Source organism: Streptomyces hesseae (assembly GCF_031845785.1).
GTDB classification, from domain to species: domain Bacteria; phylum Actinomycetota; class Actinomycetes; order Streptomycetales; family Streptomycetaceae; genus Streptomyces; species Streptomyces hesseae.
Map to the genome: position 1 here is coordinate 18,729 of NZ_JAVRFI010000028.1, position 22,725 is coordinate 41,453.

The following is a 22,725-nucleotide window of genomic DNA, read 5'->3' on the forward strand; positions in this document are numbered from 1 at the left end:
GCCCCCGTTCGGTGTTGGTAGCACCGGCGGGGGTCGCTTGTTGCTGCGCACGCTACACGGCGAGCGCGCAACGTCGCGACTCGGTTGCGGAAAGTCATCCCGGTGTGCAAGAGGCAGGGAGGGTGGGTGGGTTGAACCCCACCTCCCATTCCTAAGAGATGGCGCTCGAATCCCGAACCCCGAAGCTCGGGTGGTGCAGGAACGTTCCCCAGGACGCCCTGGGGACGGATATTCGGGGACTGTCGTCGGACCCGAGCGACCCGAGCTTCGAGTCACGGACGTGGACGGCGTGCGGGGAGGCGGCGACCTCCACGCATTCGCCGCCCAGGCCACCGCTGAAACTCGACTTGAACCATTTCATTGCGTGTCTGCCAACTCCTTGATGAAGCAGGTCGATTCGACCGAGTTCATGGCCTGCTGGGTGAGCCGGGCGAGCCGCTGTGTCGCCTTGCTGACCTTGCCCGGGTCGGTGGTCAGAGCGGCGCCCAGATGCCCTTCTTGGTAGGCGAGATGCTTGTGTTCCAGGGTTTCGAGCAGGATGAGTGACCCTTCGTTTCCTCCGGGGATGCCGCCGAATCGAAGCGCCTGGATCGTCACGTTACGGCGTTCGCTCATCTCCAGCAGGTGGTGCAACTGCCGCCGGTGCTGCTCTTGGCTTGCGATCGGGAACCGCAGGGCGGGTTCTCCGATTACATAGTTGAACACTCGCGTTTGGTCGTCCAGGAGAGCCTGGCGATTCATTCGATTCGCGACTCGCTCCTCCACGGTCTGTTCGTCGAGCGGTGGCCAGTAGCCGCCGATCTGTGCTTGCGCGTACTCCTCCGTCTGAAGCAGCCCGGGGATGATCAGGGGCTGGTACGAGCTGATGACGATGGCCTCCGTCTCGTACTGCATGTAGTCGTGGTGGCACTCCGGAAGCGGCTCCGGCTCCAGGTACTTCTCCGCCGCGCGCAGCAGCCCCTTCGCCCCGCACAGTTGATCGGCGATCCGCAGCAGATGGATCGCGGGCCTCCGTCGCCCCTGCTCCACCGATGCGATCGTGTCGCAGCCGTATCCCGCCTCCTGGGCCAGTGTCTCGCGGCTGACTCCGGCCAGGTTTCGCCAGAGCTTGATCTGCTCGCCGCAGTACTGCCACGCCATGGGCCGTGGGCGCGTGTACGTCATTGGATGCGTCCTCCCGTACTCCCGTCGCTACCGCATACGACGATCCCAAGCCAGAGTGGTTTCGGCCTCGCGATCAGAAAACTTACGCACCATGTCCCTCCCGGGCCCCGGTAACGGTCGTAGGCCTCGACATCCCACTGAAATACGCAAAAGTCCTGTTTGAGCCACCTTGACGGGCGGCAGCATGGTGATGTGGAGGGGAACCTGAATGCGCCCGCCCCGCTGCCCTATCCACGGGGCTGGTTCTGTTTGAGCTCGACTCGTGAGCTGAAGGCCGGCACGGTGTCCACGCGTCGGCTGGCGGGGGAGGACGTCGTCCTGTACCGCACCCGTGGCGGTCGGGTACGGGCGACCCGTCCGCACTGTCCGCATCTCGGCGCCCACCTGGGCCATGGCGGCACGGTGGACGGTGAATACCTCGTCTGTCCCTTTCACCGCTTCGCCTACGGCCCGGACGGCACCTGCCGCCGCTCGCCGTACGGGCCGCATCCGCCGGATCTGTCACTGACGTTGCTGCCGGTGTGCGAGGTCAACGGCATGATCTGCGTCTGGTACGACGAGACGGGCGCGCCGCCGGACTGGCAACTACCGGAGCTGCCGAAGCCGGGCTTCAGCGTGCCCGTGCAACGCACCCTGCATGCCGACACCCACCCGCAGGAAGTGGCGGAAAACATCTCCGACCACGGGCACTTGGGCCCGATCCACGGGTTCGTGGACACGAAGGAGTTCGTCACCGCGAGAACGGACGGCCCTGTCCGTACGGCAAAGGTACGAGCCCGGCGCAGCCTCCCGCTGATCGGGATAGTGCCGGTGGACTACGCGGTACGGCAGTTCGGGCTGGGGCTGGTGCTGGCCGAGGCGGAGATCCCGGCCCTCGGGGTGTCGATGCGGATGTGGGTGAATCCGACGCCGACGGGGCCTTGGCGGACCCAGTTCCGCGTCTTCGTCGGCTGTGCGATTACGGTGCCCTGGGCGCTTCCGGACCGCTTCCGCGACCCGCCCCTCGCCGTCGCCTCGCACATCCTGGCCCGCGTCGGCCTCACCTGGCTCACACACGACGTCCGTCGCGACATCACCATCTGGCACAACAAGCGCTATCTCCCCAAGCCCCCGCTCCAACAAGGCGACGGCCCCGTCGAGGAGCTCCGACACTGGGCCCGCCAGTTCTACGCGACGGCGGAGAAGTGACCGTCGGCCGGTCAGACCTCGATCAGGCTGCGGAGGTCGATCTCGATGGGGAAGGGGACGTCGGTCTTGAGCTTGCGGGTATGCGTGGCGTGCTCGGGGCTGGGGATGTAGCAGTCCACCTCCCGATGTAGCCAGAACTCATGCACAACGGGCAGGTCGTCCTCGCCGCGCTCGATCCGCCAGTAGTGATCGATCTTTGCGCCGGCGTACAGAGCGGGCTTGAAGAAGCGGTCTTCCGAGCGTGAGCCTTGAGAGACAACCTCGATGGCGAGGACGACCTTCTCGACCGGGATGCAGTCCACGGTGCTGATGTCCAAACCTGTCTTGTCGAAGACCACGACATCGGGCCTCGGCACATTGCTGTCATCGAAGAAGACCGACTGTTCGGCATCCACTGCGAACGGCTCTCGTCGGACCGTCTCCAGCCGGAAGTACAGCTGGTTCCTGACGCGGTTGTGCCACCACTTGGCCGCTCCTCGTACCACGATCTTCCCGCCCAGTAGTTCCCAGTCGAATGGCAGGACCAGCTCCCGCACCTGGTCGTACGTCCAGCCGTCTTCCGGCGGGCGCATCCAGTTCTCCGGGGTGGCTCGCTCCCACTGCTCATACCTGGCTTCTGCGGCCATCACTGCTCCCATGAACCGGATCGTGGGCGAGGTCGTGGACACATGTCCCGGATACGACGTTAGCGCCATCCATCAGGGTGAGGACGGACCGTTTCTCCGACTCGCGGCCCCGCGACTTGCCTCCGCCCCACCGGATGAATCCGGTGGGGCGGAACAGCGCGGCGGGTTACGCCTTGCGGAGGCGGAAGGTGAGGGCCAGGCCCTCGTCCACGAACGGCTCGCCGTAAGAGCCGTCCGCCTCGCCGGAGGCGAAGTCCGTGGCGAGGACCTCGTCCGCGATCAGCTCGGCGTGGGCCGCGAGGGCCTCCGTCGTCTCGGGGGACGTGGTGGTCCAGCGGACCGCGATGCGGTCGGCCACGTCGAGGCCGCTGTTCTTGCGGGCCTCCTGGATCAGCCGGATCGCGTCGCGGGCCAGGCCCGCGCGCCGCAGTTCCGGGGTGATCTCCAGGTCGAGGGCGACCGTGGCGCCGGAGTCGGAGGCCACGGACCAGCCCTCGCGGGGGGTCTCGGTGATGATGACCTCGTCCGGGGTGAGGGCGACCGTCTCGCCGTCGACCTCCACCGAGGCCGTGCCCTCCCGCAGCGCCAGCGACAGCGAAGCGGCATCCGCCGCCGCGACTGCCTTGGCCACCGCCTGGACGCCCTTGCCGAAGCGCTTGCCCAGCGCGCGGAAGTTCGCCTTTGCTGTCGTGTCGACCAGCGAACCGCCCACCTCGGAGAGGGAGGCCAGGGACGACACGTTCAGCTCGTCCGTGATCTGCGTGTGCAGTTCGGGGGAGAGCTGTTCGAAGCCGGCCGCCGCGACCAGGGCGCGGGACAGGGGCTGGCGTGTCTTGACGCCGGATTCGGCGCGGGTGGCGCGGCCCAGTTCGACCAGGCGGCGGACCAGCAGCATTTGCTGCGAGAGCGTCGGGTCGATCAGGGAGGTGTCCGCGACCGGCCAGGAGGAGAGGTGCACCGACTCGGGGGCCTGCGGGTCGACCGGGACGACGAGGTCCTGCCAGACCCGCTCGGTGATGAACGGGGTGAGGGGAGCCATCAGTCGCGTGACGGTCTCGACCACGTCGTGGAGCGTGCGCAGTGCGGCGGCGTCGCCCTGCCAGAAGCGGCGGCGTGAGCGGCGGACGTACCAGTTGGAGAGGTCGTCGACGAAGGACGAGAGCAGTTTTCCGGCGCGCTGGGTGTCGTAGGCCTCCAGGGCCTGGGTGACCTGGTCGACGAGCGTGTTGAGCTCGCCGAGCAGCCAGCGGTCGATCAGCGGGCGGTCGGCCGGCGCCGGGTCGGACGCCGAGGGCGCCCAGTCGGACGTACGGGCGTACAGGGCCTGGAAGGCGACCGTGTTCCAGTACGTGAGGAGGGTCTTGCGGACGACCTCCTGGATGGTGCCGTGGCCCACGCGGCGTGCGGCCCAGGGGGAGCCGCCGGCGGCCATGAACCAGCGGACGGCGTCGGCGCCGTGCTGGTCCATGAGGGGGATGGGCTGGAGGATGTTGCCGAGGTGCTTGGACATCTTCCGGCCGTCCTCGGCGAGGATGTGGCCGAGGCAGACGACGTTCTCGTACGAGGACTTGTCGAAGACGAGCGTGCCGACCGCCATCAGCGTGTAGAACCAGCCACGCGTCTGGTCGATGGCCTCGGAGATGAACTGCGCGGGGTAACGGGACTCGAAGAGCTCCTTGTTCTTGTACGGGTAGCCCCACTGGGCGAACGGCATGGAGCCCGAGTCGTACCAGGCGTCGATGACCTCCGGCACCCGGACGGCCGTGTGGGAGCAGCCCTCGGCGGTACAGGTGAAGGTGACGTCGTCGATGTACGGGCGGTGGGGGTCCAGGTCGCTCTGGTCGGTGCCGGTCAGCTCGGAGAGCTCGGCCAGCGATCCGACGCAGGTGAGGTGGTTCTCCTCGCAGCGCCAGATGGGCAGCGGGGTGCCCCAGTAGCGGTTGCGGGACAGGGCCCAGTCGATGTTGTTGTTGAGCCAGTCGCCGAAGCGGCCGTGCTTGACGGAGTCGGGGAACCAGTTGGTCTTCTCGTTCTCCTGGAGTAGCCGGTCCTTGATCGCGGTGGTGCGGATGTACCAGGACGGCTGTGCGTAGTAGAGGAGCGCGGTGTGGCAGCGCCAGCAGTGCGGGTAGCTGTGCTCGTAGGCGACGTGGCGGAAGAGGAGGCTGCGCTCGGTGAGGTCGGCGACGAGTTTCTCGTCGGCCTTCTTGAAGAACAGACCGCCGACAAGGCCGAGGCTCTCCTCGAAGGTGCCGTCCGGGCGGACCGGGTTGACGACCGGGAGGCCGTAGGCGCGGCAGGTCAGGAGGTCGTCCTCACCGAAGGCCGGGGCCTGGTGGACCAGACCGGTGCCGTCCTCGGTGGTGACGTACTCGGCGTTGACGACGAAGTGGGCGGCCTCGGGGAACTCGACCAGGTCGAACGGGCGACGGTAGGCCCAGCGCTCCATCTCGCGGCCGGTGAAGGACTGGCCGGTGGCCGTCCAGCTCTCGCCCAGGGCCTTCTCCAGTAGCGGCTCGGCGACGACCAGCTTCTCGTTGCCGTCGGTGGCCACGACATAGGTGACGTCGGGGTGCGCGGCGGCCGCGGTGTTGGAGACCAGCGTCCACGGGGTGGTCGTCCACACCAGCAGCGCGGCCTCGCCGGCCAGCGGGCCGGAGGTCAGCGGGAAGCGGACGAAGACGGAGGGGTCGACGACGGTCTCGTAGCCCTGGGCCAGCTCGTGGTCGGAGAGTCCGGTGCCGCAGCGGGGGCACCAGGGGGCGACGCGGTGGTCCTGGACCAGCAGGTCCTTGTTGAAGATCTCCTTCAGTGACCACCACACGGACTGGACATAGTCGGGGTCCATGGTCCGGTAGGCGTCGTCGAGGTCGACCCAGTAGCCCATGCGGGTGGTGAGCTCGGCGAACGCGTCGGTGTGGCGGGTCACGGACTCGCGGCACTTGGCGTTGAACTCGGCGATGCCGTACGCCTCGATGTCCTGCTTGCCGGAGAAGCCGAGCTCCTTCTCGACGGCGAGCTCCACGGGCAGGCCGTGGCAGTCCCAGCCGGCCTTCCGGCCGACGTGGTAGCCCTGCATGGTGCGGAAGCGTGGGAAGACGTCCTTGAAGACGCGGGCCTCGATGTGGTGGGCGCCGGGCATGCCGTTGGCGGTCGGCGGGCCCTCGTAGAAGACCCACTCGGGGCGGCCCTCGGACTGGTCGAGGGTGCGGGTGAAGGTCTTGTGCTCGCGCCAGAAGTCGAGCACCGCGTGCTCGAGGGCGGGCAGGTCGACCTGTGCGGGTACCTGGCGGTACTGCGGGGATGTCATCGGCGGCTAACTCCGGTCCGTTTGCGTGATGCGTTCCAACAAAGGCCGAGCGCACGGCTCCCGCGACACCACCCTCACGGCCCGGACCCTCACGGCCCGGCCGAGCCTCGTCCGGCTCCGGTCGGCGGGTCAACGCCTGGCGATCGTCACACTATACGGTCAAGATCTCGGCGAGCGGCGGAGTTCAGACCCTGTCTCAGTCCCTGTCTCAGTCCCTGTTTCAGCCCCGCTGTTCGGCGGGGACGCGGAGCCGGCGCGTGATGAGATCCACCAGCTCAGGAACGTTCTGCTCCAGGTAGAAGTGGTCTCCGGGGAAGCCGTGGGACTCGGTCGGCTGGGTCGAGTTCAGCCGCGATGTCGGCCTCGGTGACGGTCCGGCGCTGCTTGGACAGGAAGGACCGCGAGACCGCGAAGTCCGCGCGGAGGAGGTCGGCCGTCCTTCGCCGCAACTGCGGGTGGTCCAGTACTTCCTGGGCGACGCCGCCACCGGACTGGTTGGTGATCTCGAAGATCTCCTCATCGGACACCCCCAGCGGAGATCCCTCGAACGGGAGGCTGTGGCCGAGGACGGCGAAGGGGCCGTCGATGGAGGTGACGGCTGCCTCGCGCCAGCGGCGACCCCGGCCGGGAAGGTCCAGGGCCATCGGCTGGATCTCCGGCGGCAACGCCTTCGCCAGGGGCGCGAAGAAGACGGCGGATCCGCCCGCGTGATGGAGCAGGATGAGTGGATAGGGCGTCATGATGCCTCCCGTTGTCTCCGCGAACCGGCCCCACCGGCCGCCGATCCGGAAGTACGCCCGTCCGAGCCCGCGGGGACCGCCACCACTTGACCGTTGGACAGGCGCGCGTTCACTGCCCCGCGCGCTGGTACACCGCCGGTGTGATGCCGTAGGTGCGCTTGAACCAGCGGTTGAAGTGCGCCTGGTCGGAGAAACCGGCGGATGCCGCGGCCTCCGCCGGCGCCCGGCCGTCCGTGAGCAGGTTCCGGGCCCGCCGGAGTCTCAGGAGACGCTGATAGTCACTCGGCGGCATCCCGAACTCCGCACGAAAGGCCCGGTACAGCGCGAACCGGCTGCATCCGGCCGCCTCGGCCAGTTCCTGCGCCGATATGGGTTCCAGGAAAGCCTCGTTGAGCAGGCTTTGGGCCTGCCGGGCCGCCCGGCGCTGCGCTTCGCCCGCCAGGGTCCGTTTGCGCGGCGCCTGCGTCGCACCGCGTTCCGCGAGCGCCAGGACGGCCGTCGTCAGCATTTCTTCGCGTACCAGGGCGTCGGCCTGCCGGGCCAGCGCCTCGTGCAGGCGGGCCAGCGCGCCGGTGAGAACGGGGTCCGTCAGCACGGGACGTACGAACAAGGGCATCGCCCCCGAGCTTCCGTCGGCGGCGTCGGCGAGGGTGTCGGACACCACCGAAGGACCTATGTGGACGATGCGGTACTGATAGCCCAACTCGGCGGCGGCCCGGCCGTCGTGGACCTCGTCGGGGTTGAAGGCCATCACCATGCCGGCCCCGCTGGTGTGGCTCGCCCCGCGGCAGTGGAAGCTCTGCGCGCCCACGTCGGTGATGCCGAAGGAGTAGGCGTCGTGACTGTGCGGGGAGTAGACGTGGTCGAAGAAGTGGGCGTGCATGGCCTCCAGCGGGCGGGCGCCGTCCCGCCAGTACCGAACCCAGCCGTTCCCCTTCGCCATTCATCCATTGTGACCTGCGCATGTGACCTGCGCACCAGCGTTCAAGTCAGAGGATCGGCACGTCCTCCACAGTCGATGCCATGGCTGCGAAGAGTAGATTCAGTAATCCGTACGCTCTGTTGTTGATGACCATGCTGCTCTGGGGCAGTTCCTTCTCGAGCTCCAAAGCGGTCGTGGAACACGTCCCCCACTCCGTGGGCGCGCTCCTGCGCTTCGGTGGAGGGGCCCTGGCGCTGCTGTTGGCCGTGGCGCTGTTCGGCAACCGCGAGCAGCGGGTGCCGGCGCGCGCGGGCTGGCTCGCGGCGGCCGCGGGAGTGCTGGGGGTCTTCGCCTACAACGGGTTCTTCTTCTGGGGGCTTTCGCTCGCCCCGTCCCTGGACGCGGGCATCCTGATCCCCGTCATGAGCCCGGTGCTGACGAGCTCGTTCCTCCTCCTGACCGGTAAGGAGAAGCCCGACTGGGCCCGGGTGACGGGCCTCGCCCTGGGACTCACCGGCGCGGTGATCTTCTTCCTCGGAGCCGGCGGCAGCGGGGGAGGCGGGTCGTCGCGCCTCCTGGGAGACGCGCTCTTCCTGCTGAGCGCCGTGTGCTGGGCGTCCTACACCCTGGCCGGGCCCCGCGTCCTGGCGGGCATCGAGCCGCTGAAGGCCACCACGTACGCGACCTGCGCGGGCGCCGTGCTGCTGGCCGTCCTCGCGGCCCCCGACCTGCCGAAGGTCGAGTGGAGCGAGCTTCCCGCCAGTGTCTGGCTGAACTCCGCCTTCCTGGCCATCGGGGCCGCCGCCGTGGCCAACCTCCTCTACTACCGGGGGGTCGGCGCGGTGGGACCCGCGAAGGCGTCCCTCATGATGTTCAACGTGCCCATCGTCAACACCCTGTGCGCCACGGTGCTGCTCGGGGAGTCGTTCGGCTGGATCCAGGGGACCGGGGCGCTGGTGCTGGTCCTGGGCGCGGTGATCGCTGTGACGCGGGGCAAGCTGCCCAGGCGCGCGGCGGGGCCGGACGCGCGGGCGCGTGCCGAGGAGGAGGCCAAGGCCGGCTCGGGCAGCACCCTGAGCCCGGCTCCGGCGGAGGGCTCCTGAGCGGGGAGCCCTGCCGGACCGTGTCGTGGTGATCTCCCGGTCGCGCGTGTCGTTACGCGTGCAGTCACGCGTGTGGTTACGCGTGCGGGGAGATCACCACGGCCGTGCCGTAGGCGCAGACCTCGGTGCCGACGTCCGCGGCCTCGGTCACATCGAAGCGGAACATGAGCACGGCGTTGGCGCCGCGCGAGCGGGCCTGCTCGATCAGCCGCTCCATGGCCTGGTTGCGGGTCTCGACCAGGGTCTTGGTCAGACCCTTGAGCTCGCCGCCGACGAGGGACTTCAGGCCCGCGCCGATCTGGCTGCCGATGTGACGGGAGCGCACGGTGAGGCCGAAGACCTCGCCGATGACGCGGTCGACCCGGTAGCCGGGCACGTCGTTGGTGGTGACCACCAGCACGTCCTGGGACTGCTGACCGCCGCCGTACTCGTCGATGCCCATGCATCCACCTCCGTGTGTGTGCAGTTTTGCCGTTCGTCGTTCGGGACGCACGCCGGGGTGGCCGGGTTGCGCCGTTCAGGTGCACTCGGAACGTAACGGCACGTGAGCGGGTGCGTGCGCCCCGGGGCGGGCGCCGGGGGGCCGTCTGGAACCGGGGCCGCCGCGGGCGCGTTGGTAACCTCGGGCGGCACGCCGCCTCCCCCGCCTGTGCCCGGGCCTCGCAACGAGCCTGCGCCCTCCACCCAGGAGCCCATCAACAGTGACCCCCACCACTCTCGCGCTCGGCCCCCAGTGGCTGGACTCGGACTACCTGATCGGCCAATTCGGCCTGTGGGGCGTCCTGGCCATCGTCTTCGCCGAGTCGGGCCTCCTCATCGGCTTCTTCCTGCCGGGAGACTCGCTGCTGTTCACGACCGGTCTGCTGGTCACGACGAACGCGCTGAAGTATCCGCTGTGGGTGGTGTGCGCCCTGGTGATCCTCGCGGCGATCCTCGGCGACCAGGCCGGCTACCTCTTCGGCCGCAAGGTCGGTCCCACGCTCTTCAAGCGGCCGGACTCGAAGCTCTTCAAACAGGAGAACGTCGAGAAGGCCCATGAATTCTTCGAGAAGCACGGTCCGAAGTCGCTGGTCCTGGCCCGCTTCGTGCCGGTGATCCGGACGTTCACGCCGATCATCGCCGGTGTGAGCCGGATGAACTACCGCTCGTTCCTCATCTTCAACGTCATCGGCGGCGCCCTGTGGGGCGGCGGGGTGACGCTGCTGGGCGCGGCGCTCGGCAAGATCGAGTTCGTTCACAAGAACATCGAGCTGATGCTGGTCGCGATCGTGCTGATCTCGGTGGTGCCGATCGCCATCGAGTTCCTGCGGGCGCGGTCCAAGGCGAAGAAGGCGGCCGCTGTCGCAGCGGAGGAGGCCTCGTCCGTTCCGCCCGCTCCGGCCACGCCGTCGGATGACGGGTACGACTGGGGTGGGTTCGGCCTGGGCGAGGACGGCCCCAGGCACGGGCACGGGCACGGACACGGCGGCCAGGGTCAGGGTGGTCCCGGCGGCGGCTACGGAGGGAATCAGGGGAACCACGGGCACCAGGGCGGCTATGGCAACCAGGGTGGCTACGGCGGGCAGGGCGGGCAGGGCGGCTACGCCGAGGCCGGTGGCTACGGGGGCCAGGGCGGTTACGGGAACCAGGGCACGCACGCCGACCAGGGCGGCTACGGCCAGCAGGGCGGCTACGGGGCGCAGGGTGCCCAGCCCGGCTACGGAGCCCAGCCCGGCGGCCAGGGTGGCTACGGCGGCGGCTACGGGAACCAGGGCGGCTACGGCCAGCCCCAGCCCCAGCCGTACCAGCAGCCCCAGCCGTACCCGCAGGCTCAGCCCCAGCCGTACCCGCAGGCCCAGGCCTACCCCCAGGGCCAGGCTTACCCCCAGTCCTACCCCCAGGGCCAGGCCCAGCCTCAGCCCAACCCTTACCCCCACCCCCAGGGCGGCTACGGCTACGGCAACGGCGACTACGACGACGGCCAGGAGCAGAACTACCGCGCGCAGCGCTGAATCGTCGCGCTGAGCGGAAGGTGCCACCCGGCCGGGTGGCACCTTCTCGTCGTTAACGGCACATTAGGGATCCGTCAGGGAGTTGGTCGCTCCGTTTTTCCCGCCCCCGGTGCGCGGGCCCAACGCCCTGCATGCATCCTGGCGTAACAGGAGGTACGCACCGAGGAGTACGTGGTGGTGGAACGCCAGCGGGGCAGCAGTACGGCGAACCCGGACGGTGACCCCGGCCGGGGCGCCGAGGACCGTAAACCGCAGTCCGACGAAGCGCACAGCGCCTTCACCCCGCCCCTGGGCGTGCCCCTGCCGGCCCCGCCGCCCGAGGACGACCACCCCACGTCGGAGTTCGCCCTCCCCAAGGGCGTCGTCGCGCCGCACCCCGCCTACACCCCTCCGTACGGCATACCCAAGGTCAGCCTCACCAAGGAGGCGCCCTGGCAGGACCGGATGCGCACGATGCTGCGGATGCCGGTCCTGGAGCGGCCGGTGCCCGAGCGGCCGGAGAAGCACGCGGAGGAGCCCGGCCCGCCCGTGCCGCGCATCCTGGACCTGACGCTGCGCATCGGCGAGCTGCTGCTCGCGGGCGGTGAGGGCGCCGAGGACGTGGAGGCGGCGATGTTCGGCGTCGCGCACGCGTACGGGCTGGCGCGCTGCGAGCCGACCGTCACGTTCACCCTGCTGACCGTCAGCTACCAGCCCTCGCTCATCGACGACCCGGTCACCGCCAACCGGACGGTGCGCCGGCGCGGCACGGACTACAACCGGCTGGCGGCGGTCTTCCGCCTCGTCCACGACATCACCACGCAGGGGCTGACCCTGGAGGAGGCATACGGGCGCCTCGCCGAGATACGCCGCAACCGTCACCCGTACCCCAGCTGGGCGCTCACCCTCGCCTCCGGGCTGCTGGCGGGCGCGGCCAGCCTGCTCGTGGGCGGCGGGCTCGTGGTGTTCATGGCGGCGGCGGCCGGGGCGATGCTGGGCGACCGGCTGGCGTGGCTGGCGTCGGGGCGGGGGCTGCCGGAGTTCTACCAGTTCGTGGCGGCGGCGATGCCGCCCGCGGCGATGGGTGTGGCGCTGAGCGCCACCGGTACGCCCGTCCAGGCGTCGGCGGTGATCACGGGTGGGCTGTTCGCCCTGATCCCGGGACGTGCGCTGGTAGCGGGTGTCCAGGACGGGCTCACGGGCTTCTACATCACTGCGGCGGCGCGGCTGCTGGAGGTCGGCTACCTCATCGCGGGCATCGTCTGCGGTGTGCTGGTCGTGCTCTACGGAGGCGTGCACGTCGGCGGGAGGACGCTGAACCCGGAGGCGGCGCTCGTCCACCGGGAGCGGCCCGTCATCCAGATCGTGGCGGCGATGCTGCTGGTGTTCGCGTTCGCGCTGCTGCTCCAGCAGGAACGTCACACCGTGCTGCTGGTGACGCTGAACGGCGGGGTCGCGTGGGTCGTCTACGGGGCGCTCGCGGACACGGCCGGGTTGGACCCGGTGCCCGCCACGGCGATCGCGGCCGGGCTCGTCGGCCTCTTCGGCCAGCTGCTGTCGCGCTACCGCTACACCTCCGCGCTGCCGTACGTGACGGCGGCGATCGGCCCGCTGCTGCCGGGTAGCGCCACGTACTTCGCGCTGCTGAACTTCGCGAAGAACGAGCTGAACACGGGGATCTCCGCGATCACCAAGGCGGCGGCGCTGGCGCTGGCCATCGCGATCGGGGTGAATCTGGGGAGCGAGATGTCCCGGATGTTCCTGAAGATCCCGGGCGAGGGCGCGACGCGCCGCGCGGCGAAGCGGACGCGCGGCTTCTGACTCGCGGAAGCCGCGCGAGGGGCCGGGGAAGCGCCCCGGGACCCCGGGCGCGTGCGGCCTGGTGGGCGGGGGCGAAGCCCCTCGCCTCACCAGCGGGGGTCGGGGGCTTGCCCCCGGGTACGCCAAAACCGCCGCAGCGGCGCTCGGCCACCACGGCGGTGTTCGGCGGTGCCGGGACCGGCCTCAGCCAGCCCCGGCAGTCACCCGGTGCACGTCAGTGCTCAGTGGTGGGCCCCACCGGACGCCTCAAGGCGCTTGTAGGACGCCTCGATCTCCGCCTCGGCCTCCGCGCGGCCGACCCAGTCGGCGCCCTCGACGGACTTGCCCGGCTCCAGGTCCTTGTAGACCTCGAAGAAGTGCTGGATCTCCAGGCGGTCGAACTCCGAGACGTGGTGGATGTCACGGAGGTGCTCGACGCGCGGGTCGTTCGCCGGGACGCACAGCAGCTTGTCGTCGCCGCCGGCCTCGTCCGTCATGCGGAACATGCCGATGGCGCGGCACTTGATGAGGCAGCCGGGGAAGGTCGGCTCGTCGAGAAGGACCAGCGCGTCCAGCGGGTCGCCGTCCTCGCCGAGGGTGTTCTCGACGAAGCCGTAGTCGGCCGGGTAGCTGGTCGAGGTGAAGAGTCGGCGGTCCAGACGGATGCGACCGGTCTCGTGGTCCACCTCGTACTTGTTCCGCGAACCCTTCGGGATCTCGATGGTGACGTCGAACTCCACGGGTGGCTCCTTCTGATCAACACATACGTCTGGTGATTAAGTGTCCCCCACGCAGGAGTGTGGTGGCGAAAGGGGCTGGTCCGTGGTGCCGCAGGCCGGACGCCGGCAGGTCGGATGGTGGCGGGACGCCTCTCGCGAACAACGGCGGACCGTACGGTTCGCCGCGGTGTCCGCCGTGGCCGGCCTGGCTCTGGCGACCGGCGCGGTAACGGCCGCCGGGCCCTGGGACGGGGGTCAGCGTAAGGCCGAACGGGACCTCGCCGCTGCCCCGGCACGGCCCGGAGGCGCCCGTCACGCCGACGGCGAACGCGCGCCGGGCGCGGCGCCGCCCGTACTGGCGCCCGTCCACAGCGGAGGGAAGCGTTCCGCCGACGGCCTCGCGGAGGCGCTGGAGCCCCTGCTGAAGGACTCCGCGCTGGGTTCCGACCACGCGGCCGCGGTCGTCGACGCCACGACCGGGGAGCGGCTGTACGGGGTGGGGCAGTCGGACGCGTACACCCCGGCCTCCACGATCAAGCTGGCCACGGCGGCCGCCACGCTGTCGGCGGTGGGGCCGGAGCGGCGCATCGAGACGACCGTGGTGGCCGCGGGCGGCGACGGCGTCGTCCTGGTGGGCGGCGGCGACCCCACGCTCACCCCGGCCGGCCTCGGCGACCTGGCCGACGCCACGGCCCGCGCGCTCAAGGCGCGCGGCACCACGGGCAAGGTGAAGCTCGCGTACGACGTCTCGCGCTACTCCGGCCCCGTGCTCCACACGATGGGGCTCAACGACAACATCGCCCCCGTCAGCCCCCTGATGGTCAACGAGGGGCGCCTCGACGACTCCGACCGGGGGCCGGCCGACCGTACGGCCGAACCGGCGGCGGACGCGGCCCGGAAGTTCGCGGAGCTGCTGCGGGACAAGGGCGTGGACGTCGACGGCGAGCCGGGGGAGGGGCGCGCGGAGGGCAAGGCGGCCCGGCTGGCCTCGGTGGCGTCCCCGCCGGTGTCCGCGCTGGTGGAGCGGATGCTCACCAACAGCGACAACGACATCGCGGAGGCGCTGGCGCGGCAGACCGCGCTCGCCTCGGGCAAGCCGGCGAGCTTCGAGGGCGCGGCGCAGGCCGTCACGGAGCGGCTCGGAGCGCTGGGCCTGCCGATGTCCGCCGTCCATATCGCCGACGGCAGCGGTCTGGACCGCGCGGACCGCGCGTCGGCGGAGTTCCTCGCCCTGGTCCTGGCCCGGGCGGCGGAGCCCGGCCGCCCGGCCCTGCGGCCGGTCCTCACGGGCCTGCCCGTGGCGGGCTTCAGCGGCACCCTGCGCGACCGCTACCCGCGCGACGCGGCGGGCCGGGCGCTCGTACGCGCCAAGACGGGCACGCTGACCGGGGTGAACACCTTGGCCGGCACGGTCGTCACGCCGGGCGGACGGCTGCTGGCCTTCGCGTTCCTGGCGTCGGGGACGACGGACGCGGACGCGGCGCAGAAGGCGCTGGACCGGGCGGCGTCGGCACTGGCGGGTTCGGCACCGCCGGGTTCGTAGGCGTGGGCCGCGCGCCGGACCCCGCCGGGGGTCGGGGGCTTGCCCCCGGAAACGGTGAAAGGGCGGGACCGGGGCCTCCTCCCGCCGCGACGGCGAGTAACCCCCGCTCGCCGGTCCGGCGGTGCCGAACTCGCCCCGGCCTCCGGCCCCGCGAGGCGCCCAAAGGCCTCCACCCGGCACCAGCACAGCACGTACGGTGAAGGCATGACGAGCGTCGGTGGTACGGAGATGGTCGACTGGAAGCTCGCGGTGGCGACCGCGACCCGGCTCGTACGGCCGGGGCCCGAAGTCAGCCGGGACGAGGCGCGCGACGTGGTCGCGGAGCTGCGCCGGCACGCGATCGCGTCGGAGGAACACGTCCGGGCGTTCACCCGGATGACCCACCCCGAGGGGGGCGGCGGTCCACAGCCGCCCGTCCTCGTCGTGGACCGCGCGGGGTGGGTCAAGGCGAACGTCGCCGGTTTCCGGGCCCTGATCGGCCCGCTGCTGGCGAAGATGCAGGACAAGCGCGCGAACGCCCCCGCGGGGGCGATGCTGGGCGCGGTCGGCGGCAAGGTGACCGGCGTGGAGCTGGGGATGCTGCTGTCGTTCCTGGCGTCCCGGGTGCTGGGCCAGTACGAGACGTTCGCGCCGGCGACGCGCGACCTGCCGGGCTCCCCGGCCGGCGGCGGCCGGCTGCTGCTCGTGGCGCCGAACATCGTCCAGGTCGAGCGCGAGCTCGACGTGGCCCCGCACGACTTCCGGCTGTGGGTGTGCCTCCACGAGGAGACCCACCGGACGCAGTTCACGGCGGTGCCGTGGCTGCGGGACCACATCGAGGGGGAGATCCAGGGCTTCCTGGGGGAGACGGAGGTCGACCCGGCCACGCTGCTGGAGCGGATCCGGGAGGCGGCCCAGACGCTGGCGGGCGGCCGGCCCCCGGTGGACGGGGACGAGGGCGGCGGCCGCAGCATCGTGGAGCTGGTCCAGACGCCCGCCCAGCGGGAGATCCTGGCGCGGCTGACGGCCGTGATGTCGTTGCTGGAGGGCCACGCGGACTATGTGATGGACGGCGTGGGGCCACAGGTCGTACCGACCGTGGCCGAGATCCGGGAGAAGTTCCAGAAGCGGCGGGCCACCGGTGCCGGGCGCCTGGACGCGGCGCTGCGCAAGCTGCTGGGCCTGGACGCCAAGCTGCGGCAGTACCGTGATGGCGAGCGGTTCGTACGCGCCGTGGTGGACGAGGTCGGTATGGATGGTTTCAACCGGGTCTGGACGTCCCCGAACACGCTGCCGACCAAGTCCGAGATCGCCAAACCGGCGGACTGGGTCGCACGGGTGCACGGCCGGACCGACGGGTGATTCCATCCACCCCCGTCACGCCCTGCTACCGGACGAACGCTCCCGTAATCACCCTTCCGAGGGACCGTGTGCCAAGGGTGGGCGTGCGATGCTCGGGTAAAGGCTCGTCTCTGTCACCATCGACGCACACAGCGTGACGGATACTCGGAGTCGGCAAGGCCCCGGCGCCGGCTCCGGCACCCCCTCCCATGGAACGATTGGACACACGGACATGGGTCCACACCCCGCGGTCGCGGCGATACGCCTGGCGGTCCGCCGCGTTCTCCACGACGTCCTCACTCTGGCCCCCACCTCCTCCTCGCCCCAGGGCGCCGGCGAGCCCCCGCTCGTGCTGGTGGCCTGCTCGGGTGGCGCCGACTCCATGGCGCTCGCGTCCGCCCTCGCCTTCGAGGCCCCCCGCCTCGGGGTCCGGGCCGGTGGCGTGACCGTCGACCACGGCCTCCAGCAGGGCTCCGACCTCCGCGCCGCCGAGGTCGTCAGCCGTCTCACCGCCCTCGATCTCGACCCCGTCGAGGCCGTGCGGGTCGACGTCGGCCGGGAAGGCGGCCCCGAGGCCGCCGCCCGTGACGCCCGCTACGCCGCGCTGGACGCCGTCGCCGAGCGCCACGGCGCCGCCGCGATCCTGCTCGGGCACACCCGCGACGACCAGGCCGAGACGGTGCTGCTCGGGCTCGCCCGGGGCTCCGGCATCCGCTCGCTCTCCGGCATGGCCACCGCCTCCGGCGTCGGCGGCCGCTACCGCCGGCCCTTCCTGGGCCTGGACCGGCAGACCGCCCGGAAGGCCTGCATGGTCCAGTCCCTGCCCGTCTGGGACGACCCGCACAACGTCGACCCGGCCTACACCCGCTCCCGGGTCCGCCATGAGGCGCTGCCGGTCCTGGAAAAGGCGCTCGGCAAGGGCGTGGTGGAGGCCCTCGCCCGCACGGCCCAGCTCTCCCGTGACGACGCCGACGCCCTCGACTCCTGGGCGGCCGCCGCGGAGTCGTCCGTGCGCGACGACTCCGGCGATCTCGAGGTCGCCAAGCTCTACGCCCTGCCCCCCGCCGTGCGCCGCCGGGTGCTGCGCCGGGCGGTCATCGCGGCGGGCTCCCCGCCCGGTTCGCTCTTCGCCCGGCACCTGGAGGAAGTGGACCGGCTCATCACCGGCTGGCGCGGTCAGGGGGCCATCAACCTCCCCGGGCGCGTCGCGGTTCGCAGGCAGGGTGGCAGACTGGTGATCCGGCAGGGCTGATGCGAGCGGGGCGGAGCGCGTCTCGCGGGCCCGACAAGGTCGTGAACGAGCGAGAGTGGCGCGGGTGGACGAGAAGGACATGGGCACCGATCTGAAGTCGGTGCTCATCACCAAGGAAGAGATCGACGCGAAGCTGGCCGAGCTGGCCGCGAAGATCGACGCGGAATACGCGGGCAAGGACCTGCTCATCGTCGGTGTCCTCAAGGGCGCCGTGATGGTGATGGCGGACCTGGCTCGCGCCCTGTCCACCCCCCTCACCATGGACTGGATGGCCGTGTCCTCCTACGGCGCGGGCACCCAGTCCTCCGGTGTGGTCCGGATCCTCAAGGACCTGGACACCGACATCAAGGGCAAGCACGTCCTGATCGTCGAGGACATCATCGACTCCGGCCTGACGCTGTCCTGGCTGCTGTCGAACCTGGGCTCGCGCGAGCCGGAGTCGCTCAATGTCGTGACGCTGCTGCGCAAGCCGGAGGCGGCGAAGGTGGCCATCGACGTGAAGTGGGTCGGCTTCGACATCCCCAACGAGTTCGTCGTCGGTTACGGTCTCGACTACGCCGAGAAGTACCGCAACCTGCCCTTCGTGGGCACGCTCGCGCCGCACGTCTACGGCGGCTGAGCACGCTCCGTCATGGAGCCGGTACCCCGGCGGCCGGGAACCCATCCCGGTTTTCCGCCGTTGGAGCATGCGAGGGCGGGTTTGTTGACCGTCCGCGGCGGCGTCGGGTGACAATGCTGGGGTACCGTCCGAAGGTCAGTCTTTTCAGGCTTTCAAATCAAGCCTTTCAAAGGTCGAGCAGGACACCGCATGCACAGGCACCCCATTCAGGGGTGGCCGTGCCTCACTGTGGCAGGAGGGACGGGGCGCCGAGCGCCCCGTATGGATGGACGTGAAGCGCTACTTCCGTGGGCCGGTCATGTGGATCGTGCTGGCCGTCCTCGCCGTGGTCGTGTTGATGCAGGTCGTCGGCTCGTCCGGCGGCTACAAGTCGGTGGACACCAGCCAGGTCGTACATGCGATCGACAAGAACCTGGTGAAATCGGCCGAGCTGACGACCGGCGACGAGAACAAGATCAAGATCGAGCTGATCAACGGCCAGAAGATCAAGGGCTCCAGCAAGGTCCAGGCCAATTACATCGGCGACCAGGGCGTGGAGATCTCCAAGGACCTCCAGGCCAAGGCCGATGACGACGACCCGAAGACGCTGCCCGAGGGCTACAACGTCTCGACGTCGAAGCAGAACCCCTTCGTCGGGGTGCTGCTCTCGCTGCTGCCCTTCGTCCTGATCGTCGTGGTCTTCCTGTTCCTGATGAATCAGATGCAGGGCGGCGGCTCCCGGGTGATGAACTTCGGGAAGTCCAAGGCCAAGCTGATCACCAAGGACACCCCCAAGACCACCTTCGCCGATGTGGCCGGCTCCGACGAGGCCGTCGAGGAGCTCCAGGAGATCAAGGAGTTCCTCCAGGAGCCCGCGAAGTTCCAGGCCGTCGGCGCCAAGATCCCCAAGGGTGTGCTGCTCTACGGCCCGCCCGGTACGGGTAAGACCCTGCTCGCGCGCGCCGTCGCCGGCGAGGCGGGTGTCCCGTTCTACTCGATCTCGGGCTCCGACTTCGTCGAGATGTTCGTCGGTGTGGGCGCCTCCCGCGTCCGCGACCTCTTCGAGCAGGCCAAGGCCAACGCCCCGGCCATCGTCTTCGTCGACGAGATCGACGCGGTGGGCCGCCACCGCGGCGCCGGTCTCGGCGGTGGTCACGACGAGCGCGAGCAGACGCTCAACCAGCTGCTCGTCGAGATGGACGGCTTCGACGTCAAGGGCGGCGTCATCCTGATCGCCGCCACCAACCGCCCGGACATCCTCGACCCGGCGCTGCTGCGCCCGGGCCGTTTCGACCGGCAGATCGCCGTCGACCGTCCGGACATGCAGGGCCGTCTGGAGATCCTCAAGGTCCACCAGAAGGGCAAGCCGGTCGCGCCCGACGTCGACCTGGCCGCCGTCGCCCGCCGCACCCCCGGCTTCACCGGTGCCGATCTGTCGAACGTGCTGAACGAGGCCGCCCTGCTGACGGCCCGCAGCGACCGCAAGCTGATCGACAACCACAGCCTGGACGAGGCGATCGACCGCGTCGTGGCCGGCCCGCAGAAGCGGACCCGGATCATGAGCGACCGGGAGAAGAAGATCACCGCGTATCACGAGGGCGGTCACGCCCTGGTCGCGGCGGCTTCGCCGAACTCCGACCCGGTCCACAAGATCACGATCCTGTCCCGGGGCCGCGCGCTCGGCTACACCATGGTCCTGCCCGACGAGGACAAGTACTCCACCACGCGCAACGAGATGCTCGACCAGCTGGCCTACATGCTGGGCGGCCGCGCGGCCGAGGAGCTCGTCTTCCACGACCCGACCACGGGCGCGGCCAACGACATCGAGAAGGCCACCGCCACGGCCCGCGCGATGGTCACCCAGTACGGCATGACCGAGCGCCTCGGCGCGATCAAGTTCGGCTCCGACAACTCCGAGCCCTTCCTGGGCCGTGAGATGGCGCACCAGCGGGACTACTCCGAAGAGGTCGCCGGGCTGGTCGACGAGGAGGTCAAGAAGCTCATCGAGACCGCGCACAACGAGGCGTGGGAGATTCTCGTCGAGAACCGCGACATCCTCGACAACCTGGTTCTGGCCCTCCTGGAGAAGGAGACGCTGAACAAGGAGGAGATCGCCGAGATCTTCCGGCACGTCGTGAAGCGCCCGGCCCGCCCGGCGTGGACCGGCTCCTCGCGCCGTACGCCCTCCACCCGCCCGCCGGTGCTCACCCCCAAGGAGCTCGCTCCCGCCAACAACGGGGCCGCCCCCGTCGACACGGTGGAGCTCCACAAGGACAGCCCCGCCACCCCGGAGAGCTGAGCCCCCCGGGCTCCCGAAGGGCCCGGAATGGATGCCGCGTCACCCAGGTTTTAGCCTTGGGGGCGCGGCATCGCGCATATGCGCGCGGTCCGAGGTGCTCCGCAGGGGCCGCACACGGCGCGACGTACGAGAGAACGAGGCAAGCCCATGACCGACCCGGTGACGCTGGACGCCGAGGGCTCCATCGGCGAATTCGACGAGAAGCGGGCCGAGAACGCCGTCCGCGAGCTGCTGATCGCGGTCGGTGAGGACCCCGACCGGGAAGGCCTGCGGGAGACCCCGGCGCGGGTGGCCCGGGCCTACAAGGAGATATTCGCCGGCCTGTGGCAGGAGCCGCAGGACGTGCTGACCACCACCTTCGATCTCGGGCACGACGAGATGGTGCTGGTCCGGGACATCGAGGTGTACAGCACCTGCGAGCACCACCTCGTTCCCTTCCACGGTGTGGCGCACGTCGGCTACATCCCCTCGACCAGCGGCAAGATCACGGGCCTGTCGAAGCTGGCCCGGCTGGTGGACGTCTACGCCCGCCGCCCGCAGGTGCAGGAGCGCCTGACCACGCAGATCGCGGACTCCCTGATGGAGATCCTGGAGCCGCGCGGCGTCGTCGTGGTCATCGAGTGCGAGCACATGTGCATGTCCATGCGGGGCATCCGCAAGCCCGGCGCCAAGACGCTGACCTCGGCGGTCCGCGGCCAGCTCCGCGACCCCGCGACGCGCGCCGAGGCGATGAGCCTGATCATGGCGCGCTGACCCCGGATACGCGAAAGGGGCCCGTCATGTGACGGGCCCCTTTCGTGGGGCGCCCCGCAGGGGCGCGGGGAACTGCGCGAACGGCCACGGGCGACCCGCAGTCGACCGACGCCCCCCCGTGCCGCGCCCGGAAAAGCCGCTAGGCGCTGAGCCGGCTGCCCATCCACTTGAGCGTCGGGTTCAGCTCACGCCGCCACGTGTTGAAGTTGTGGCCACCGCTGTCGAGGACGATCGACGAAACCCGAGTGGGCGACTTCGCCGCCATCTCGATGAACTTCATCGTGTCCTTGTAGTTGTGCTCGCCCTTCTTGCTGGTGGTCACCAGCAGCGAGACGGGCGGCAGGTCCTTGTGCTTCAGGCGCCACAGCAGGTCGTTCTCCTGCTCCAGCTGCTTGTTGCCGCCGAAGAGGGAGCCGGTCGTCGGGTCCTGCGGGGCCTTGTAGTAGCCGGAGAGCGAGGCGGCCGCGCTGTACGCGTCGGGGTGGCGCATCGCGATCTTCAGCGCGCAGTAGCCGCCGGTGGAGTCGCCGATCATGCCCCAGTTCTTGGCCTTGTCGCCGACGCGGTAGTGCTCCGATATGGCCTTGCGCAGGTCCTTGGCGAAGAACGTCTCGGTCTGCGGGCCGCCGGGTATGTCCATGCATTCGGTGTCACGCGGCGGGGCGACGGTGGGACGCATCATCACCAGGATGGTGGGCTGCATCTTCTTGTCCTTGGCCAGCTTGTGCGCCCGCACCGGGTAGTCCAGACCCTGGATCAGCGCCTCGGCGGTGCCCGGGTAGCCGGTCAGCGCGACGGAGGCGGGAAAGGTCTTGTTGGCGTACTGCGGCTGGAAGTACTCCGGGGGCAGATAGACATACGCCGGGCTGCTGATCTTGGACTCGGGGCCCACGATATTGATCTTCTCGATCTTGCCGCCGACCCGGGGCACATTGCCGCGCGGCACCTTGACCTGCTGGGCGCTGACCACCTGCACCCGCTTGGCCCCGGCGCTGTGGTCGACGACCACGCCCTCGTTCTTGACCTGACCGAAGAGGTCGGCCCAGGAGCCGTAGAAGCCGAAGGACTGGTTGGCCCAGAGGCCGATCGCCGCGAACAGCGACAGCTGTGTGGCGATCATCATGCCCACTCGGGCCAGAACGGACCCGATGCCCTTCTTGCCCAGACGGGGCCAGAGCCAAATGGTCAATGCGAACAGCACGACCGCAGCCACGATGGCAATGATCAGTACTGCCATGCTGGTGAGACCCATGAGGTGCTTTCTGCCGAGCGCCCCGGCGCGCGGGGTCGCGGAATGGTTACTTCTTCCCGGGCTCGGCCCCCCACGGAACCTCAACCCCGAAACCGTCGTCCTACAGGGCGCACATTGTCCGGGTGCTGCGGCTGAATGGCGCAGGCCCACTCGACAGGACGACGGG

The 22,725-nt window shown here is 70.0% G+C and carries 19 protein-coding genes; 10 read left to right on the forward strand and 9 right to left on the reverse strand.

Annotated elements, in window-relative coordinates; genetic code table 11:
• Positions 1 to 151 precede the first annotated feature (151 nt).
• Complete coding sequence (locus tag RM609_RS29620) at positions 152 to 361, reverse strand: DUF397 domain-containing protein (RefSeq protein ID WP_311614883.1); 210 nt, start codon at positions 359 to 361, stop codon at positions 152 to 154.
• Positions 358 to 1,164 (reverse strand): helix-turn-helix domain-containing protein, encoded by an 807-nt coding sequence (locus RM609_RS29625; RefSeq protein ID WP_311614885.1) that lies wholly within the window; start codon positions 1,162 to 1,164, stop codon positions 358 to 360. Before RM609_RS29625 ends, RM609_RS29620 begins: the two co-directional genes overlap by 4 nt.
• A gap of 249 nt (positions 1,165 to 1,413) precedes the next feature.
• Between RM609_RS29625 and RM609_RS29630 the strand changes: the two genes are divergently transcribed.
• Positions 1,414 to 2,352 carry a Rieske 2Fe-2S domain-containing protein gene (locus RM609_RS29630; RefSeq protein WP_311614887.1) on the forward strand — a complete coding sequence of 313 codons (939 nt, stop codon included), beginning with the start codon at positions 1,414 to 1,416 and terminating at the stop codon, positions 2,350 to 2,352.
• An 11-nt stretch (positions 2,353 to 2,363) separates the two neighbouring features.
• Here the strand turns inward: RM609_RS29630 and RM609_RS29635 are convergent, their stop codons facing one another.
• From RM609_RS29635 to RM609_RS29650, 4 genes are all read right to left on the reverse strand, one after another.
• Positions 2,364 to 2,990: a Uma2 family endonuclease gene (locus RM609_RS29635; RefSeq protein WP_311614888.1), complete on the reverse strand. Its 627-nt coding sequence runs from the start codon at positions 2,988 to 2,990 to the stop codon at positions 2,364 to 2,366.
• Positions 2,991 to 3,144: 154 nt separating this feature from the next.
• Positions 3,145 to 6,288, reverse strand: a complete 3,144-nt coding sequence (gene ileS / locus RM609_RS29640) for an isoleucine--tRNA ligase (RefSeq protein WP_311614890.1) — start codon at positions 6,286 to 6,288, stop codon at positions 3,145 to 3,147.
• A 275-nt stretch (positions 6,289 to 6,563) separates the two neighbouring features.
• On the reverse strand, positions 6,564 to 7,028 hold the full coding sequence (locus RM609_RS29645; RefSeq protein WP_311614892.1) for a thioesterase II family protein: 465 nt from the start codon (positions 7,026 to 7,028) through the stop codon (positions 6,564 to 6,566).
• 109 nt (positions 7,029 to 7,137) lie between these two features.
• On the reverse strand, positions 7,138 to 7,971 hold the full coding sequence (locus RM609_RS29650; protein ID WP_311614893.1) for an AraC family transcriptional regulator: 834 nt from the start codon (positions 7,969 to 7,971) through the stop codon (positions 7,138 to 7,140).
• 80 nt (positions 7,972 to 8,051) lie between these two features.
• Between RM609_RS29650 and RM609_RS29655 the strand changes: the two genes are divergently transcribed.
• Complete coding sequence (locus RM609_RS29655; RefSeq protein WP_311614894.1) at positions 8,052 to 9,053, forward strand: DMT family transporter; 1,002 nt, start codon at positions 8,052 to 8,054, stop codon at positions 9,051 to 9,053.
• A gap of 76 nt (positions 9,054 to 9,129) precedes the next feature.
• Here the strand turns inward: RM609_RS29655 and RM609_RS29660 are convergent, their stop codons facing one another.
• The gene (locus tag RM609_RS29660; RefSeq protein ID WP_311614896.1) at positions 9,130 to 9,495 is read right to left on the reverse strand and encodes a YbjQ family protein; all 366 of its coding nucleotides are present in this window, start codon (positions 9,493 to 9,495) and stop codon (positions 9,130 to 9,132) included.
• A gap of 259 nt (positions 9,496 to 9,754) precedes the next feature.
• Between RM609_RS29660 and RM609_RS29665 the strand changes: the two genes are divergently transcribed.
• Positions 9,755 to 11,044 (forward strand): DedA family protein, encoded by a 1,290-nt coding sequence (locus RM609_RS29665; RefSeq protein WP_311614898.1) that lies wholly within the window; start codon positions 9,755 to 9,757, stop codon positions 11,042 to 11,044.
• A 174-nt stretch (positions 11,045 to 11,218) separates the two neighbouring features.
• Positions 11,219 to 12,844: a threonine/serine exporter family protein gene (locus RM609_RS29670; RefSeq protein ID WP_438828568.1), complete on the forward strand. Its 1,626-nt coding sequence runs from the start codon at positions 11,219 to 11,221 to the stop codon at positions 12,842 to 12,844.
• A gap of 221 nt (positions 12,845 to 13,065) precedes the next feature.
• Here RM609_RS29670 and RM609_RS29675 read toward each other — a convergent pair whose 3' ends face one another.
• Positions 13,066 to 13,563: an inorganic diphosphatase gene (locus RM609_RS29675; protein ID WP_126915332.1), complete on the reverse strand. Its 498-nt coding sequence runs from the start codon at positions 13,561 to 13,563 to the stop codon at positions 13,066 to 13,068.
• Positions 13,564 to 13,645: 82 nt separating this feature from the next.
• Here RM609_RS29675 and dacB point away from each other — a divergent pair, with 82 nt between their 5' ends.
• From dacB to folE, 6 genes are all read left to right on the forward strand, one after another.
• On the forward strand, positions 13,646 to 15,085 hold the full coding sequence (dacB, locus tag RM609_RS29680; RefSeq protein WP_311614901.1) for a D-alanyl-D-alanine carboxypeptidase/D-alanyl-D-alanine endopeptidase: 1,440 nt from the start codon (positions 13,646 to 13,648) through the stop codon (positions 15,083 to 15,085).
• 204 nt (positions 15,086 to 15,289) lie between these two features.
• Positions 15,290 to 16,426, forward strand: a complete 1,137-nt coding sequence (locus RM609_RS29685; protein ID WP_311614902.1) for a zinc-dependent metalloprotease — start codon at positions 15,290 to 15,292, stop codon at positions 16,424 to 16,426.
• 211 nt (positions 16,427 to 16,637) lie between these two features.
• Positions 16,638 to 17,657: a tRNA lysidine(34) synthetase TilS gene (gene tilS / locus RM609_RS29690; protein WP_311614904.1), complete on the forward strand. Its 1,020-nt coding sequence runs from the start codon at positions 16,638 to 16,640 to the stop codon at positions 17,655 to 17,657.
• 79 nt (positions 17,658 to 17,736) lie between these two features.
• Positions 17,737 to 18,276 carry a hypoxanthine phosphoribosyltransferase gene (hpt, locus tag RM609_RS29695; RefSeq protein ID WP_126918123.1) on the forward strand — a complete coding sequence of 180 codons (540 nt, stop codon included), beginning with the start codon at positions 17,737 to 17,739 and terminating at the stop codon, positions 18,274 to 18,276.
• Between the two features lie 265 nt (positions 18,277 to 18,541).
• The gene (ftsH, locus tag RM609_RS29700) at positions 18,542 to 20,554 is read left to right on the forward strand and encodes an ATP-dependent zinc metalloprotease FtsH (protein ID WP_311614906.1); all 2,013 of its coding nucleotides are present in this window, start codon (positions 18,542 to 18,544) and stop codon (positions 20,552 to 20,554) included.
• A 147-nt stretch (positions 20,555 to 20,701) separates the two neighbouring features.
• Positions 20,702 to 21,307: a GTP cyclohydrolase I FolE gene (gene folE / locus RM609_RS29705; RefSeq protein ID WP_311614908.1), complete on the forward strand. Its 606-nt coding sequence runs from the start codon at positions 20,702 to 20,704 to the stop codon at positions 21,305 to 21,307.
• A gap of 139 nt (positions 21,308 to 21,446) precedes the next feature.
• On the opposite strand, the gene RM609_RS29710 is transcribed toward folE, so the two are convergent.
• The gene (locus tag RM609_RS29710; protein ID WP_311614910.1) at positions 21,447 to 22,559 is read right to left on the reverse strand and encodes an alpha/beta hydrolase; all 1,113 of its coding nucleotides are present in this window, start codon (positions 22,557 to 22,559) and stop codon (positions 21,447 to 21,449) included.
• Positions 22,560 to 22,725 lie beyond the last annotated feature (166 nt).

Excerpts from the sequence above, each read along its gene's own strand:
- folE (WP_311614908.1), top strand. The coding sequence starts at position 20,702 with ATGACCGACCCGGTGACGCTGGACGCCGAGGGCTCCATCGGCGAATTC.
- RM609_RS29710 (WP_311614910.1), bottom strand. The coding sequence starts at position 22,559 with ATGGGTCTCACCAGCATGGCAGTACTGATCATTGCCATCGTGGCTGCG.
- RM609_RS29685 (WP_311614902.1), top strand. The coding sequence starts at position 15,290 with ATGACGAGCGTCGGTGGTACGGAGATGGTCGACTGGAAGCTCGCGGTG.
- RM609_RS29645 (WP_311614892.1), bottom strand. The coding sequence starts at position 7,028 with ATGACGCCCTATCCACTCATCCTGCTCCATCACGCGGGCGGATCCGCC.
- RM609_RS29620 (WP_311614883.1), bottom strand. The coding sequence starts at position 361 with ATGAAATGGTTCAAGTCGAGTTTCAGCGGTGGCCTGGGCGGCGAATGC.
- hpt (WP_126918123.1), top strand. The coding sequence starts at position 17,737 with ATGGGCACCGATCTGAAGTCGGTGCTCATCACCAAGGAAGAGATCGAC.
- RM609_RS29650 (WP_311614893.1), bottom strand. The coding sequence starts at position 7,971 with ATGGCGAAGGGGAACGGCTGGGTTCGGTACTGGCGGGACGGCGCCCGC.
- tilS (WP_311614904.1), top strand. The coding sequence starts at position 16,638 with ATGGGTCCACACCCCGCGGTCGCGGCGATACGCCTGGCGGTCCGCCGC.
- ileS (WP_311614890.1), bottom strand. The coding sequence starts at position 6,288 with ATGACATCCCCGCAGTACCGCCAGGTACCCGCACAGGTCGACCTGCCC.
- ftsH (WP_311614906.1), top strand. The coding sequence starts at position 18,542 with ATGGACGTGAAGCGCTACTTCCGTGGGCCGGTCATGTGGATCGTGCTG.
- RM609_RS29625 (WP_311614885.1), bottom strand. The coding sequence starts at position 1,164 with ATGACGTACACGCGCCCACGGCCCATGGCGTGGCAGTACTGCGGCGAG.
- RM609_RS29635 (WP_311614888.1), bottom strand. The coding sequence starts at position 2,990 with ATGGGAGCAGTGATGGCCGCAGAAGCCAGGTATGAGCAGTGGGAGCGA.
- RM609_RS29655 (WP_311614894.1), top strand. The coding sequence starts at position 8,052 with ATGGCTGCGAAGAGTAGATTCAGTAATCCGTACGCTCTGTTGTTGATG.
- RM609_RS29660 (WP_311614896.1), bottom strand. The coding sequence starts at position 9,495 with ATGGGCATCGACGAGTACGGCGGCGGTCAGCAGTCCCAGGACGTGCTG.